Here is a 15,240-nt window from a genome sequence, read left to right as displayed (position 1 = left end):
CTTGCCGCGTCGACGCCACACGGATGCGGCATGCCTTGCGCTACGCTTTTGTCTTTTAATTTGTCTTGAACTGAAACCATGAGCCAGACCGCGACCATCCTGGTCATCGACGACGAGCCGCAGATCCGCAAGTTCCTGCGCATCAGCCTGGCGTCCCAGGGATACAAAGTGATTGAAGCCGGAACCGGCACCGAGGGCCTGGCCCAGGCCGCCCTGAACAAGCCCGACCTGCTGGTGCTCGACCTGGGGTTGCCCGACATGGACGGCCAGCAGGTGCTGCGCGAGTTTCGCGAATGGTCGGCGGTGCCAGTGTTGGTGCTCTCGGTGCGCGCCAGCGAGGTGCAGAAAGTCGAAGCCTTGGACGGTGGCGCCAACGACTACGTGACCAAGCCTTTCGGTATCCAGGAGTTCCTGGCGCGAATCCGCGCCCTGTTGCGCCAGGCGCCGACCGGGGAGGTGCAGGAAGCCGCCTTGCAGGTGGGGCCGCTGACGGTCGACCTGGCGTATCGCCGGGTGCTGCTGGAGGGGGCCGAGGTGGCTCTGACTCGCAAGGAGTATGCGGTGCTGGCGCAACTGGCTCGGCACCCGGGACGGGTAATCACCCAGCAGCAGTTGCTCAAGGATATCTGGGGCCCGACCCACACCGAGGACAGTCACTACCTGCGGATCGTGGTTGGGCACCTGCGCCAGAAGTTGGCGGACGATCCGACCCGGCCGCGCTTCATCGTCACCGAAGCGGGGGTCGGCTACCGCCTGCTGGGTAGCGAGCCCTGAACCTTGCGGCCCGTGGCGAGCGGGTCGCTATTGCTCCTGCTCGTAGCGGTCCAGGGTGTCGCTGGCAATCTCACGGCCCAGGGCGATCAGCTCCGGTGCCTTGTAGAACTCGAAGAAGCGGCAGACGCGCTTGGGCACGTTGATCAGGACGTCCGGCGGGTAGCCGGCGATCTTGTACTGGGCCAGGGACGTTTGCATGACCTCGAAGCTCTGGTTCACCAGGTCCAGCAGGGAGGCCGGGCCGACGTTATCAATGACGAACGAGCCGCTGGCGGACTTCGGCGCACCGTCGCTTTCCGGCGCCGCGGCGGGTTGCTGGGCTTCCGGTTCGGCGCCCTCGACCCAGGGGTTGATCTCTGCCGCTTCGCTCTTGAAGGCTTCCTGTTCGAGCAACAGCAGTTGCTCGGCCTGTTTGCGGCGAAACGGCAGGTGCGAGCCCAGGGAATTGATCAGGCTGTCGAAGCGGCTTTTGAACGCCGGTGGGCGCTGGATCACGGGCAACTGGTAATGGCGCTGGTTGGTCGAGTTGAGGTTGACCGCGATGATCAGGTCGCAATGGCTGGAAACCACGGGAACGATCGGCAGCGGGTTGAGCAGGCCGCCGTCCACCAGCATGCGGTTGCCCTGCATCACCGGGGTGAACAGGCTGGGGATCGCGGCGGAGGCACGCATGGCCTGGTGCAGGCAGCCTTCCTGAAACCAGATTTCCTGTTGATTGGTCAGGTCGGTGGCCACGGCCGTGTAGGGAATGCGCAGGTCTTCGATGTTCACTTCACCGACGATCTTGCGAATCTGGCCGAAGACCTTCTCGCCGCGAATCGCCCCCAGGCGAAAGCTCACGTCCACCAGGCGCAGCACGTCGAGGTAATCCAGGCTTTCGATCCACTCCCGGTACTCGGCGAGCTTGCCGGCGGCGTAAATGCCACCGACCACCGCGCCCATCGAGCAGCCGGCGATGCAGGCGATGTCATAACCGCGTTTTTCGATTTCCTCGATGACGCCGATATGGGCGTAACCGCGAGCGCCCCCCGACCCCAGGACCAATGCGACACGTTTATTCATGATTCGTCCCTTCGGCAAACAGGCTGCAACAATGCACCCATAGCGCCCCGCGGTTCAATTGCTGATGCGGCCCGGGGCGTTTGCGGTTTTCTCCTAGAGCGTATCGAGCCGCACGGCTATGCTCCTGCGGCTATATTTTCCCAAGGGTGTGTTTGGCACTTTTCCCCGTAGCCATCGTCTTAACCTGTACGACTGTTTTCCCTATCTTGAGGTGTCTTTGATGAAAGCCTGGATCTGCTTGCCCCTGATTGCGTTGGTATTGACCGGTTGCGCAGGCAAGACTGCCTACCGTGACAGCTGCGGCACTCAGTTGGACGCCGCCTGGCACGAGCTGGACCTGGCCAAGGCCGAAGGTTTCGCCGGCACCGTGAGCTACTCCAAGGCGCTGTCGCTGCTGACCGGTGCCAAGACCCAGCAGCAATTCGAAGCCTTTGAGGGCTGCACCCACAAGGCCGAGAAGGCGCGCTTCTACATTCGTGAATCCCGCGCCGGGCGCTAAGCTGCGACAGCCGCTAAGCTGAACCGGCAATCATCACCGCGAACCTGAATGACCTGGCGCAATGCCGGTCTCAGGTGCGCGGTGCCATTCTTGAATTGAATAAGCCGAAGTCAGGCTTTTGAGTCGCGTTGGGGAAGCCTTGATGTCTGCCTTGGTCGATCGTTTGGTGGCTCAGGTCCTGGGCCTGGAAGTGAGTTTGCTGGCTTGTCAGGCGCGCTTGGCGGCTGCCACGGATGCCGAAGCCCTGCATGATCTGCGTATTAACGTGCGGCGTCTGCGCAGCCTGCTGCGCCCTTTGCGTGGCCTGCCCGGGGTCGAGCAGCTGGAGGCCGCGGCCAGTGAAGTGGGGCGGCTGACAACACCGATTCGTGATCGTGAAGTGCTGGCGGCTTATCTGCATCAGCATGGCCAGCACGCTGCTGCTGACCGTCGCACCGCACAATTGCGCCATGAGCATTCGGCGGTGGCCGCTGGAGCCGAGCTGGCCCAGCTGTTTCTGGTGCTGGATGCTTTTCCCCGATTCTTGCGGGCCTCCCAGCGCCAGGGCCTGCTGCGTGGTCTGCGCGGGCGGATTGAAAAGCGCTTGGGCAAACAGTGGAAAGCCCTGGGCGAAGCCTTGCTGGACCCCACTCACGACCGCCATCGCCTGCGCCTGCTGATCAAGCGGGTGCGCTACGCCGCGGACGCCTATCCCGAACTGGACCGGTTGCCCTCTCAGGCCATGAAACGCCTCAAGGCCGCTCAGAGCGCCCTGGGCGATTGGCATGATTGCTGGCAGTGGCTGGCACAGGCTGAGCAACAACTGGATTTGCTGCCCTGTGTCGCGATCTGGCGCAGGACCATGCTCCAGGCCGAGGCCCGTTCCGATCAGGTGCTGGAGCAACTGCATCGTGATTGCTTCCAGCGCTGAGGACTGTCGGGCGGCTTATCTGTCCGCTGCTTTGGCCGGAATAATGGCTGTGCGGCTCTGCGACGCTGGTTAAGATCCCTCAGTCCTTTTTTTGCCCCCGAGGTTTTCATGCGTTTCTACGATCTACTCGAAGCTGTTCGCAGCCAGCCCCAGGCGTTGACCATTGCGCCGGAGTGGGCTCAGGGGCGCGCCAGTTTCGGTGGCCTGGTGGTGGCCCTGCAGTATGAAGCGATGCGCGCCAAGGTCCCGGCCGAGCGCCCGGTGCGTTCCCTGGCGATTACCTTTGTCGGTCCGGTGGCGCCTGATGTGCCGGTCAGTTTCGAGGTGGATGTACTGCGTGAAGGCAAGGCCGTCAGCCAGGTGTTGGGACGGGTCATGCAGGAAGGTCAGGTGGTGACTCTGGTTCAGGGCAGTTTTGGTGCTTCCCGTGAGTCGTCCGTCAGCGTGGAAGCCGAGCCCGCGCCTGAAATGAAGCATTGGGATGATTGCCAGGAGCTGCCTTACATCAAGGGCGTGACGCCGGAGTTCATGCGTCATCTGGCGATGCGCTGGAGCGTTGGCGGTTTGCCATTTACCGGTAACCGCTCCCGTGAGATGGGCGGCTGGGTACGTTTGCGCGGGGATGTGAAGGAGGAACCCGTCACCGAAGCGCATATCCTCGCGCTGGTGGACGCCTGGCCGCCGGCGCTGTTACCGCATTTGACCAAGCCCGCCGCTGGCAGCACCCTGACCTGGACCATCGAGTTCGTCCAGCCACTGCTGGAGTTGAGCACCCTGGACTGGTGCAAGTACCGGGTCGAAATCGAACATGCGCGCGACGGTTATGGCCACGCCGCGGCGGCCCTGTGGAATGCCGAAGGTCAGTTGATTGCCCTCAGCCGGCAGACCGTGACCATTTTCGCTTGAGCCCTCAGTGCCGGTGGCGCTGCAACCAGGCACGCCACCAGGCACCGCTCAGGACAAAGCGCGGGAAGGTCACGAACTGCTCCACCAGCAGCCGTTGCACGGCATCTTTGCGATCACTGAACGGCTCGGAGGCTTGCGCCTCCAGGCTGTGGCCATGACGTTGCAGGCCCAGGGCCGCGAGGAGGCCGACCACGCCAATGGCCAGGCTCAGGAAACTCAAGGAAAACACTCCCGATACGATCAGCAGGAAGGCGATGATGAACAGCGGCACGGCGATCAGGTGCAACACCAGGTTGGCCGGATGCTGATGGTTCTGCGGGTAGACGCGCCATTGCCAGGCGGGGAGGTTGGGGTGACGTTTGCCCATGATGATCATCCTCAGTTCTTGAAAACTCATGAACCAAGAATAGGGCGCAGGCGGGGTGTCGGCGAATCAAGGCTGGCTATCGGCCTGATAGCCAGCGGTTTTGGCTCGGGGGAAAAGGGGCTCGCGTCGGGTCAGAGTTTCAACTGGCCGATGGCTTTGCTCAGTTCGCCGGCCAGGGTCGCCAGTTCACTGCTGGTAGTGGCGGACGCAACGGTTTGCTGCACGGTGTTTTCCGTGACATCGCGGATGCTGACCACCGCCCGGTTCATTTCTTCCGCTACCTGGCTCTGCTGTTCAGCCGCGACGGCAATCTGCGTATTGCTTTCACGCATCTGCGCCACGGCCCCGGTGATTTCCGCCAATGCGGCTCCGGCTTCTTGAGCCTGCTGCACGCAGTCGTCGGCCTTGAACGAGCTTTCCTGCATGAAATCCACGGCATCGCGCGTGCCGGCCTGCAGGGCCGAGACCATGCTGGTGATCTCGTCGGTGGAGGTCTGCACACGCTTGGCCAGGTTGCGCACTTCGTCCGCGACCACGGCAAAGCCGCGGCCCATTTCGCCAGCCCGGGCGGCTTCGATAGCGGCGTTGAGCGCCAGCAGGTTGGTTTGCTCGGCGATGCTGTGGATAACGTTGACCACGCCGTTGATCTTCTGGCTGTCCTCGGCGAGCTTTTGAATCATCTCGGCGGTTTGTTGCACGCCATTGGAAAGCCCGGCGATGGATTTCTGCACCCGGCCCACCACTTCATGACCGGTGCCGGCCAGGGTGTCGGCGGTTTGCGACAGATCCCGGGTGGCTCCGGCGTGCTGGGCGATGTGGTAGACGGTGGCGGACATTTCGTTGATGGCGGTGGCGGCCTGGTCGGTTTCGCTCTGCTGGCCGAGCATGCCGTGGCGGACATCGTTCATGCTCGAGGCCAGGCGCGCGGCCCCCTGGTCCAATTGCCGGGCGGTGTTGGCCACCGTGTTCACCACTCGCTGGTATCCGGCCTGCATGGCGTTGAAGGCGCTGGCCATCTGGCCGACCTCGTCCTTGCAGGAGAGCGGTACACGGGCCGACAGGTCGCCGGTTTTCTCCACGTGCAGCATGACGTCCTTGAGGGTGTTGAGCTGGCTGAGAAGAAAACGGATCAGCAACTGCGAGGCGCAGAGCATGGCGAACATCAGAATGAACACCGCGACGGCGTAGTTGGTGAAGCGATCACTGAAGACCTGGGCCAGGCTCGGGGCATAGGCAAGCACGGCAACCTGTTGACCGTCGGCGCGCTGGAGGACGTCGGCGCCCAGCAGCGGATTTTCGCCGAACAACGGCATGTGATTGATCTCGACCCAGCCATTGGCGCCGCTCAGCTCGGGCAATGCCTGCTCGTTGAGGCTCGGAGTCTGCCCCTGGGTGAAGTACAGCAGGTGTTCTGCGCTGGGCAGTTTCTGCCCGGCGGGCCAGGCACTGAGCAGGCGTGCCTCGGCCTGAGCCGCTGCGTGCGCGCTCTGGCTGCGAGCCTGTTGCTCCAGCTGCACGGCGTACAACACTAATAACAAGGTGGTGACGAAGGCGACTGCATTGACCGCCCAGAATTTGTATTTCAGCGAGATGTTGCTAAGCCAGGCACCCATAGAAGGTCTTCTCTGATTGAGCGAAACAGTATTGGCAAGGTGCCATTATTGTGCCGCTACGAGCTCAGATAAATCTTGATATGGGTCAAGCAATCTCTGGCAAGTGAAAGAATGCCCGAGAGCAGGCTGTGCTGTGGCTAGCCAGGTCTTCCAGGGTTTCACCGCGGTGCAAGGCTACTTCCCGCAAGACCTCGGTCAGGTAGGCCGGTTCGTTACGGCCATTTTTCGGCTTTGGCCGCAAGCTGCGTGGCAGCAGATAGGGCGCGTCACTTTCCAGCATCAGGCGCCCCCGGGGAATTTCACGCACCAACGGGTGCAGATGCGTGCCCCGGCGTTCGTCGCAGATCCAGCCGGTGATGCCGATGTGCAGGTCCAGGTCGAGGTAGCTGAACAACGCCTTTTGCTCGCCGGTAAAGCAATGCACCACTGCGGCCGGCAAGCGGTCACGGAAGTCGCGCAGGATCTCCAGCAGGCGCTGATTGGCATCGCGTTCGTGGAGAAACACCGGCAGTTGCAGTTCCGCCGCCAGGGCCAGATGTTCCTCCAGGACCTTTTCCTGCTGTGGGCGGGGGGAGAAGTCGCGGTTGAAGTCCAGGCCGCATTCGCCCACGGCACGTACCCGTGGCTCGCCCAGCAAGGTGCGCAAGCGCCGCGAGCTATCGGCATTCCAGTCGCTGGAGCTATGTGGATGCAGGCCGGCGGTAGCGAACAGCCGCTGTCCCTCGGCGTCCAGCTGCTGGCACAACTCCAGGGCCTGCTCACTGCCCTCGACGCTGGTTCCAGTGAGCACCAACTGGCAGACCCCAGCCTCATAAGCCCGATTGAGAACGGCTTGGTGTTTTTCGGCAAAACTGGGATTGGTCAGGTTGACGCCGATATCGATGAGTTGCATGGTGCTATCTCCGCCTGCGGCCGGAAAGCATATCAGAGCTGTAGATTTATAAGAAAAACCAAGAACTACAACGAGTTAAAGCTATCTTTTGCTGTCGGACCAACGTACTGGCCAAGCTTTTCGGCGCCATTGCACAGGTCTTTCGCAGCTTGCCAGCGCTCAAGGCGCTCTGTTTCTGGCAGTCAATTCTTCAAAAAGCGACGAAGGGTTGAACAGTATTCTTTGCGGAGAACGGATGACCCGATCCTCGATATTGCTTGCACTGTGCTTGTCGTTGCTGCTGCCGTTGCCGGCAGCCGCGCGCTTGCCGGGGCCTCCGGAAGTCCATGCTTCGGGAAAGGTGCGCGACCTGGCGGAGATCCGTAGCAGTCGGGTGCTCCGGGTTTTGGTCAACCAGAGTCGCAATAGCTCTGGAGAAGTCCAGGGGCAGGCCATTGGTGCCGAATACCATCGATTGCGCTCGTTCGAGCAGTACCTGAACGGCCATGCCAGGGACGGTCAGGAAATCAGCCTGAAGATCATTCCCAAAGCCAAGGATCAATTGCTGGGCGCCCTGCAGCGTGGCGAGGGCGACCTGGTGGCGCCTGGTGAATTGTTGGAAGCCCAACCCGGACATGCGGTCAGTTCCAGTGAGCCGATCGTCAGCAATGTTCCTCTGCTGCTGGTGGGGATCAAGGGCGAGCGCCGTTATACGCGGATCGAACAGCTTTCCGGCAAGACGCTGACCCTCGCCACCGGCAGCGCGGCGGGGGATGCGGTGAGCCAGATCAATCAGAAGCTGGCCTTGCACAAGCTGGCGCCGATCAAGGTGGAGTGGGTCGATCCCAGCCTGGCGGTGGAGGATGTGCTGGAAATGGTTCAGGGCGGCATTTTCCATCTGACGATTGTCGAGCAGCCGATTGCCGAACGCTGGAGCAAGATCCTGCCCAAGTTGCGCTTCGATAAGCAGTTGAAGATCAGTGAGCCGGGTGAGGAGCATTGGTTTGTCCGGCGCGATGCATCCATGTTGCGGGCGAGCATCGATCGTTTCCTCAAGACCTATAAGGTTCCGGCGGACCAGGACGTGGCGTTCCTGCGTATTTACCGGCGCCAGTATCAGGTGCATTACCCTCTGGCCCAGGCCGACCGTCAACGCCTGGAAAAATTGCGCCCGGTATTGCAGAAACATGCGGGAGAGCAGGGCATGGACTGGCTGAATCTGGCGGCGCTGGCCTTCAAGGAGTCGGCTTTGCAACCCAGTGCCAGAAGTGGCAGCGGCCCTACCGGGCTGATGCAGATCACGCCTTCGGCAGCGCAGCGGGTTGGCGTCAGCAACATCCAGTCCCTGGACAGCAATGTACAGGCCGGGGCCAAGTATCTGGCGATGATCCGGCGCAAATTCTTCGCCAGTCCCAAGCTCAATGAGCGTGAACGCATGGCGTTTGTGCTGGCGGCCTACAACATGGGGCCGGAGCGAGTTCAAGGGATGCGCAGCGAAGCCCGGCGACGAGGGCTCAACCCCAACCAGTGGTTCTTCCAGGTGGAGCGCATCGCCATGGAGCAGGTAGGCATGGGGGCGGTCAGCTATGTTAATAGCGTGAACAAATACTATCTGGCCTTTGATCGTGAACGAGACTCGCTGGAGCCTCGGGAGCGAAAAGTTGCGTCGCGTAAATAATCTAAAAAGTTGATTGTTTTGTCGGGATTTTTCCGCTTTTAACATGATAAAAACTGATTAGTATGGCGACCAACTTCCCTACCTTACACAGGACTACACAGCATGAGCACATTGACCAACAAGCTTCTGGGCACTCGCGCCGGCTACGGCTTGACCGTACTGCGGATTTTTGTCGGCATCATTTTCGCGGCCCATGGTTCGCAGAAACTCTTTGGCTGGTTTGGCGGTGGTGGTTTGGCGGGAACGGCGCAGTGGATGGAAAGCATTGGCCTGGCACCGGGCTACCTGATGGCGCTGCTGGCGGGTGGCACCGAGTTCTTTGCCGGCCTGGCCCTGATCATTGGTCTGTTGGCGCGTCCGGCGGCACTGGGCTTGTCGTTCACTTTGCTGGTGGCGATCTTCTCGGTGCACATCGGTAATGGCTTGTTCATGGCCAACAATGGTTATGAGTTTGCGCTGGCACTGCTGGGCGGCACTGTTGCGGTTCTGTTTGAGGGCGCTGGCAAGTTATCGCTGGATGGGGCGATCGCCAAGTAACCCGATCCTCTGGTGGTGGCTCCAGAGGCTCTGGATCAACGACCGGAAAAGTCATCCGAGGCCTGCGAATGCAGGCCTTTTTCGTTGCCGGCAAATCTTGACACTGACCTGCCGGCTTCTCTAGGATGCTGCTCATGCGCCGATTTAAACAGCTACTTGCGGGGCGCCAGGTGAATCGAAAGATCACCGATAGAAGCTATAGTCAGGCTTCGAAATACCGCTAAAGCGCTGGTTCGGTGTTGCCTCTCACCTGCCCGGCAGAAACTTGAGGCAGAGACACAATACGATGAATGCACCACGCCCCCTTGTACGTCTTGCGCCGATCACGGCGAGCCTTTCCCAGCGCAATCCGAAAATCCTCCTTGGTGGCAAGCACCAGCCCACGCTACTGCGTTATCTCGACGGCTGGCATCGCCGTTCCCCCGGCCCGGCGGCGTTTCTGATCCAATTTGTCGAAGAGGGTGAGTCCCTGGCGCGTTTTGCCAGCGACAGCTTTGATTTGGCGGTCATTCCTTCCCCCAGCGCTGCTGATGCTGCTGAAGTCATCAAGCAACTGACCCGTGTCGCCCGTCAGGGGCTGATCATTCGCCGCCAGTTCAGCAGCTGAGCCGGTGTGACTTACTGCGTGCTGCTGAACTGCGTCATATATCAATCAAGACTTCATTGAACAGGCTTCGACTGAAAAGCTTTCAGTCGTGGCTGTTATCCGTCATTCGGTGGCCAATAGCGGCTGGTTGATCAAACAATGGCATTGCGTTTTGCCAATTCGGCCAATGCGACCAGATTGGAAATATTGAAGCGCTTGAGCAGGCGCACCTTGTAAGTGCTGACGGTCTTGTGGCTGATCAGCAGCGCATCGGCAATCTGCTGGTTGTTGAGGCCGGTAGCCAGTAGTTTCAAGACTGTTATTTCGCGATCGGTCAGGCGCGAAATCAGGACGCTTTCCTGGCTGGCGGCATTGGTGTTCTGCTGCAGAATGTTGATGGTGTCCTCCGGAAAATAGCTGTACCCGGAGATAATGGCCTTTACCGCATTGGCCAGTTCGTGGAGGTTTTCGGTCTTGCACAGAAAACCCGCGGCTCCTGCTTGCAGGCAGCGCAGGGCGAAATTTTTCGAATCACTTGAAGTCAGTACCAGGGTCTTGACGTGCAGCTCGGCGGACTTGATGTGCGCAATGACCGAGAAGCCGTCCAGGTTGGGTATGCCCAGGTCGAGGATCAGCAGGTCCGGCAGGTGCTTGCGTACCAGTTGAACGGCATCTGCACCGTTGTCGGCTTCGGCGACGATGGTGTGATGATGGGGTTCAAGCACCGACCTGATGGCCAGTCGGATCAATGGATGGTCATCGACGATAATGATGTTGCCCATGTGGTACGTTCCCTTTGTTTTTCGAGATGTTGGTAGTTGTTGGCGAGCTCTTTGGGGAATAGGTATCAAGCTGTGTGGCGTGCCGATTGCAAACTTCTGTTGCCGAACCTGTGCCTGAGGCCGTACTACTCGGCTGTTTGGCCCTATGATTGGCTGACCTCTCTGAAATCTAAATCGGACAAATCTGATAGTGATGACCAGAGAGCGGAGGGCGCGCGTCGCTCATAGTCGTACCGGCCTTTTCGGCTCATTCAAATAACGCGTAGCACGTACTAAGGCAGGAGGGTAATTAGCCAATTGAGTACCAAGCTCATCACACAGGATGGTTACGACGCTCTGAAGCAAGAGCTGGACTATCTATGGCGGGAGAAACGCCCGGATATCACGCAAAAGGTCACTTGGGCCGCCTCGCTGGGCGACCGCAGTGAAAATGCCGACTATCAGTACAACAAGAAGCTCCTGCGGGAAATCGATCGTCGGGTGCGCTACATACGCAAGCGCCTCGAGGATATGAAGGTGGTTTCCTACGCGCCGGAGCAGGAGGGGCGGGTGTTTTTTGGGGCCTGGGTCGAGGTCGAAAACGAGGCTGCTGAGATCAAGCGCTTTCGTATCGTCGGTTATGACGAGATCTACCAGCGCAAGGACTACATCTCCATTGATTCCCCCATGGCCAGGGCGTTGCTGAAGAAGGAAGTCGGCGATGAGGCCATCGTCCACACCCCGGCGGGTGAAACCTGCTGGTGGATCAACCAGATCGATTATGTGAAGTAGGCTCGCCGGCTCTGGCCGGCGAGTTTTCGGTCATCAACCTTCGCGTAATACGCTCAACGGGCTGGCGTTCAATGCGCGACGGGTGCCAAAGACCCCAGCGCCTCCCACCAGCAGTGCGCCGATCAAGGGCAGCAGCAACAGCCACGGATGCGGGTGCCAGGGCAGGTCGAAGGCGAATCGGTACAGCACCAGGCTCACCAGTTCGCAGCCCAGCGCTGCCAGCAGGCCGCTGACTGCGCCGAGCAGACCGAACTCGATCCGGCGGGCTTTCACCAGCAGCTGGCGCTCGGCGCCGAGTGCGCGCAACAGCGCTCCTTGGCGGATGCGCTCGTCGAGGGTGGCTTGCAGCCCGGAAAACAGCACCGCCATTCCCGCGGCCAGGACAAACAGCAGCACGTATTCCACCGCCAGGGTGACCTGGGCCAGGATGCTGCGCAGTTGTTCCAGCAGGGCTTCGACTTGAAGGATGGTCACTGCCGGGAACGCCCTGGACAGCTCGACAATCTGCTGATCGTGCCCTGGGCTCAGGTAGAAACTGGTCAAGTAGGTCGCGGGCAGGTCCTTCAAGGTTCCAGGCTGGAAGATCATGAAGAAATTCGGTTGGAAGTTGTCCCAGTTGATACTGCGCAAGCTGGTGACCCGGGCTTCCCGATTGGCCCCGGCAACAGTGAAGGTCAGGTGATCGCCGAGCTTCAGCTTCAGGCTCTGCGCCACTTTGGCCTCGACCGAGACACCGGGTAACGAATCGTCCGGCAGGGCTGACCACCAGTTGCCTTCGGTAATACGGTTGCCGGCGGGCAGCTCTGCCGCCCAGGTCAGGCTCAGGTCACGTTGTACGGCCCGATCACCGCTGGAGTCCTTGCTGACGATCTCCCTCACGGGCTCGCCATTGATGCTTACCAGGCGCCCCGGAACCACGGGGTACAAAGGCGCGGAAGGGGCTGAGAGCTGTACCAGGCGTTCGGTGAAGGGCTGCTTTTCCGCTGGCAGAATGTTCAGAGCAAAGTAGTTGGGGGCATTTTTGGGTAACTGGTTCTGCCAGGTATCCAGCAATTCGCCGCGCAGCAGTGCGATCAGTGCCATGGAGAGCAGAATCAGGCCGAAGGCCAGGGATTGTCCGGCCGCGGCCAAGGGGTGGCGCAGCAACTGGCCCAGGCCCAAGCGCCAGGGCAGCGCGGCACGGGCCAGCAGGCGGCGCAGGCTCTGCAACAGCAGCAACAGCAAACCTCCGAGCACCAGCGCGGCCAGCAGGCCTCCCCCCAACAGGGCGAAGGTCAGGATCAGGTCCAGGCTCAAGCGCCACATGATCAGGCCCAGGGCAAACAGTGCGGCACCATAGATCATCCAGGTGCTGGAGGGGATTGGCAGGAGATCGCGCCGCAGGACCCGCAGCGGTGGCACGCGCCCCAGTGCGGCCAGCGGCGGCAGGGCGAATCCGCCCAGGGCTACCAGGCCGGTGCCGATGCCGGCGATGGCGGGGAGCAATCCCCCGGGTGGTACATCGCTGGGCAACAGGTCATGCAGAAGGTAAAACAGGCCGAGCTGGGCCAGCCATCCCAGCAGCGCTCCGCTGAGACTGGCCAATAGCCCGAGAAGCCCCAACTGCACGCTGAACAGCAGCATGGTTTCCCGGCGCGACAGGCCCAGGCAGCGAAGCAAGGCGCTGGCATCGAAGCGTCGGGCGGCAAAGCGGTTGGCCGACAACGCCACGGCAACTCCCGACAGCAGCACCGCCACCAGGCTCGCCATATTCAGATAACGTTCGGCCTTGCCCAGGGCGCCGCCGATCTGCTGATTGCCGTCACGGGCATCCTGCAGCCGCTGGTTGGCTGCCAGCCCCGGCTTGATTTGTTGCCGATAAGCCTCAAGTGCTGGGGCCGCCCCGCGCCACAGCTCCTTGAAGCTGACCCGGCTGCCCGGCTGGACCACGCCGGTGGCTTGCAGGTCTTGCAGGTTGATCAACACCCGGGGCGTCAGGCTATAGAAGTTGCCGGCCCGATCGGGTTCGTAGGTCAGCACTCGGGTCAGGCGCAGGGTCTTCAGGCCAACGTCGATGCTGTCGCCGACCTTCAGGTCCAGCGCCGTCAGCAGGCGCGGCTCGACCCAGGCCTCTCCGGGCTTCGGGCCACCGCCGGGCTCTTCGATACCGTAGGGCGCCGCGGCACTCTTGAGCTGGCCCCGCAGTGGATAGGCCTCGTCGACGGCCTTGATGCTGGAAAGCTGGATGGCGTTGTCAGTGGCAATGACACTGGAGAACTCGACAATCCTGGCGTGATCAAGCCCTAGTTCACGGCCACTGGCGAGCTGCTCCGGGCGTGCTGGCGAACTGCCTTCCAGCAGCAGGTCGGCCCCGAGGAACTCCGTGGCACGCAAGAGCATGGCGCCGTTCAAGCGCGCGCCGAAATAGCCGATGGCAGTGCTGGCAGCAACCGCCACCAGCAAGGCGAAGAACAATACCCGCAACTCGCCGGCACGGGCATCGCGCAGCAGTTGACGGACGGCGAGGCTGAACAGGCGCAGCAGCGGCAGGCGTGCCATCAAGGCTCCAGAGGGGCGACCAGCAAGCCCGCTTCAAGACGGATCAGGCGCCGGCAGCGATGGGCCAGGCGTTCATCGTGGGTCACCAGCACCAGGGTAGTGCCGCTTTCCTGGTTGAGTTCGAACAGCAGGTCACTGATGCGTTCGCCGGTATGGCTGTCGAGGTTGCCAGTGGGCTCATCGGCGAACAGCACATCGGGTTCAGCGGCAAACGCGCGGGCAATGGCTACCCGTTGCTGCTCGCCGCCGGACAGCTGGCGCGGCGAGTGGCTGAGGCGCTGGCCAAGGCCTACCCGCTGCAGCAGCTCGGTAGCTCGCTCACGGGCATCTCGGCGGCCGTCCAGCTCCAGGGGCAGCATGACGTTTTCCAGGGCGTTGAGGCTGTCGAGCAATTGGAAGGACTGGAAGACAAACCCTACGTGCTCGGCGCGGATGCGGGCCCGTTGATCTTCGTCCAGCTGGCTCAGGGCCTGGCCGGCGAGGGTGACTTCGCCGCTGCTGGGCAGATCGAGCCCTGCCAGCAAGCCGAGCAAGGTCGACTTGCCCGAGCCGGAGGCACCGACGATGGCCAGGCTATCGCCCTGGTTCAGCTCCAGGCTGAGTTCATGCAGGATGGTCAGTTCACCTTCCGCGCTAGGAACCACTTTGCTAAGGTTCCGCGCAGTGAGAATGCTTGCGCCCATGGAGAATCCGATGCGTGTATGGTTTTTGAGTGCCGGCCTGGCCTTGATGTGCATGGCCCAGAACGCAGCGGCGGGTACGGTCCTGATCGTTGGCGATAGTATCAGTGCGGCTTTCGGCCTGGATACCCGCCAGGGGTGGGTCGCCCTGCTGGAAAAGCGGCTCAAGGACCAGGGTTTTACCGATAAGGTGATCAATGCATCGGTCAGCGGCGACACCAGTGCCGGGGGCCAGGCGCGGCTGCCGGCGCTGCTTGCAGAGCATAAGCCCGAGGTGGTGATTCTTGAGTTGGGCGGCAACGATGGTCTGCGCGGCCAGCCGCCTCAGCAATTGCAACAAAATCTTGCGTCGATGATCGACAGTTCCCAGGCCCAGGGCGCCAAGGTGCTGCTCCTGGGCATGCAATTGCCGCCCAATTATGGTGTGCGCTACACCCAGGCTTTCTCCCAGGTCTATAGCCAGTTGGCCAGCCAAAAGAAGGTGGCCCTGGTACCGTTTTTTCTCGAGGGGGTCGGTGGGCATCCCGAGCTGATGCAGGCTGACGGTCTGCACCCTGCGGCAGCGGCCCAGGGCAAGTTGCTGGAAAATGTCTGGCCGACGCTGAAACCGCTGCTTTGACGCTTTTCTAGTGACAGTGTTTCGGCTAATGTGGCGCCCCCGATTTG

16 protein-coding genes are annotated in these 15,240 nt (G+C 61.3%); 9 read left to right on the top strand and 7 right to left on the bottom strand.

The window, feature by feature from the left end:
- Positions 1-78 precede the first annotated feature (78 nt).
- Positions 79-774 (top strand): response regulator, encoded by a 696-nt coding sequence (locus LXM55_RS09015; protein ID WP_233320078.1) that lies wholly within the window; start codon positions 79-81, stop codon positions 772-774.
- Positions 775-801: 27 nt separating this feature from the next.
- Here LXM55_RS09015 and LXM55_RS09010 read toward each other — a convergent pair whose 3' ends face one another.
- A complete protein-coding gene (locus LXM55_RS09010) occupies positions 802-1,836 on the bottom strand; it encodes a patatin-like phospholipase family protein (RefSeq protein WP_233320077.1) in 1,035 nt (344 codons plus the stop codon).
- A 220-nt stretch (positions 1,837-2,056) separates the two neighbouring features.
- Between LXM55_RS09010 and LXM55_RS09005 the strand changes: the two genes are divergently transcribed.
- The 3 genes from LXM55_RS09005 to LXM55_RS08995 all read left to right on the top strand — a co-directional run bounded on the left by LXM55_RS09005 (position 2,057) and on the right by LXM55_RS08995 (position 4,151).
- Positions 2,057-2,335 carry a hypothetical protein gene (locus tag LXM55_RS09005; RefSeq protein WP_233320076.1) on the top strand — a complete coding sequence of 93 codons (279 nt, stop codon included), beginning with the start codon at positions 2,057-2,059 and terminating at the stop codon, positions 2,333-2,335.
- A 142-nt stretch (positions 2,336-2,477) separates the two neighbouring features.
- Positions 2,478-3,245 (top strand): CHAD domain-containing protein, encoded by a 768-nt coding sequence (locus LXM55_RS09000; protein WP_233320075.1) that lies wholly within the window; start codon positions 2,478-2,480, stop codon positions 3,243-3,245.
- A 108-nt stretch (positions 3,246-3,353) separates the two neighbouring features.
- Positions 3,354-4,151, top strand: coding sequence for an acyl-CoA thioesterase (locus LXM55_RS08995; protein ID WP_233320074.1), 798 nt, complete (start codon positions 3,354-3,356; stop codon positions 4,149-4,151).
- Between the two features lie 4 nt (positions 4,152-4,155).
- Here LXM55_RS08995 and LXM55_RS08990 read toward each other — a convergent pair whose 3' ends face one another.
- The 3 genes from LXM55_RS08990 to LXM55_RS08980 all read right to left on the bottom strand — a co-directional run bounded on the left by LXM55_RS08990 (position 4,156) and on the right by LXM55_RS08980 (position 7,023).
- Positions 4,156-4,518, bottom strand: a complete 363-nt coding sequence (locus tag LXM55_RS08990) for an Mpo1-like protein (protein WP_233320073.1) — start codon at positions 4,516-4,518, stop codon at positions 4,156-4,158.
- 131 nt (positions 4,519-4,649) lie between these two features.
- Positions 4,650-6,131, bottom strand: coding sequence for a methyl-accepting chemotaxis protein (locus tag LXM55_RS08985; protein ID WP_233320072.1), 1,482 nt, complete (start codon positions 6,129-6,131; stop codon positions 4,650-4,652).
- Between the two features lie 85 nt (positions 6,132-6,216).
- Positions 6,217-7,023: a TatD family hydrolase gene (locus LXM55_RS08980; RefSeq protein ID WP_233320071.1), complete on the bottom strand. Its 807-nt coding sequence runs from the start codon at positions 7,021-7,023 to the stop codon at positions 6,217-6,219.
- 235 nt (positions 7,024-7,258) lie between these two features.
- On the opposite strand from LXM55_RS08980, the gene LXM55_RS08975 reads away from it, so the two are divergent.
- The 3 genes from LXM55_RS08975 (at position 7,259) to LXM55_RS08965 (ending at position 9,824) form a co-directional block, all read left to right on the top strand.
- Positions 7,259-8,680 carry a transglycosylase SLT domain-containing protein gene (locus tag LXM55_RS08975; RefSeq protein ID WP_233320070.1) on the top strand — a complete coding sequence of 474 codons (1,422 nt, stop codon included), beginning with the start codon at positions 7,259-7,261 and terminating at the stop codon, positions 8,678-8,680.
- 102 nt (positions 8,681-8,782) lie between these two features.
- Complete coding sequence (locus tag LXM55_RS08970) at positions 8,783-9,217, top strand: DoxX family protein (protein ID WP_233320069.1); 435 nt, start codon at positions 8,783-8,785, stop codon at positions 9,215-9,217.
- A 286-nt stretch (positions 9,218-9,503) separates the two neighbouring features.
- On the top strand, positions 9,504-9,824 hold the full coding sequence (locus LXM55_RS08965; RefSeq protein WP_233320068.1) for a class I SAM-dependent methyltransferase: 321 nt from the start codon (positions 9,504-9,506) through the stop codon (positions 9,822-9,824).
- A gap of 131 nt (positions 9,825-9,955) precedes the next feature.
- Here the strand turns inward: LXM55_RS08965 and LXM55_RS08960 are convergent, their stop codons facing one another.
- Positions 9,956-10,585: a response regulator transcription factor gene (locus LXM55_RS08960; protein WP_233320067.1), complete on the bottom strand. Its 630-nt coding sequence runs from the start codon at positions 10,583-10,585 to the stop codon at positions 9,956-9,958.
- A gap of 297 nt (positions 10,586-10,882) precedes the next feature.
- Here LXM55_RS08960 and greB point away from each other — a divergent pair, with 297 nt between their 5' ends.
- Positions 10,883-11,356, top strand: a complete 474-nt coding sequence (greB, locus tag LXM55_RS08955) for a transcription elongation factor GreB (protein WP_233320066.1) — start codon at positions 10,883-10,885, stop codon at positions 11,354-11,356.
- Between the two features lie 33 nt (positions 11,357-11,389).
- Here the strand turns inward: greB and LXM55_RS08950 are convergent, their stop codons facing one another.
- Together LXM55_RS08950 and LXM55_RS08945 are read right to left on the bottom strand one after the other, a co-directional pair.
- A complete protein-coding gene (locus LXM55_RS08950; protein ID WP_233320065.1) occupies positions 11,390-13,894 on the bottom strand; it encodes an ABC transporter permease in 2,505 nt (834 codons plus the stop codon).
- A complete protein-coding gene (locus LXM55_RS08945) occupies positions 13,894-14,577 on the bottom strand; it encodes an ABC transporter ATP-binding protein (RefSeq protein ID WP_233320064.1) in 684 nt (227 codons plus the stop codon). The genes LXM55_RS08950 and LXM55_RS08945 overlap by 1 nt, the downstream gene beginning before the upstream one ends.
- A gap of 10 nt (positions 14,578-14,587) precedes the next feature.
- On the opposite strand from LXM55_RS08945, the gene LXM55_RS08940 reads away from it, so the two are divergent.
- Entirely contained in the window at positions 14,588-15,193 is a 606-nt protein-coding gene (locus tag LXM55_RS08940; protein WP_233320063.1) for an arylesterase, read from the top strand.
- Positions 15,194-15,240 lie beyond the last annotated feature (47 nt).

The organism is Pseudomonas sp. Au-Pse12, from assembly GCF_021341665.1.
Classification (GTDB): domain Bacteria; phylum Pseudomonadota; class Gammaproteobacteria; order Pseudomonadales; family Pseudomonadaceae; genus Aquipseudomonas.
The sequence above is the reverse complement of the archived record's forward strand: the minus strand, read 5'-3'. Positions and strand labels throughout refer to the sequence as shown.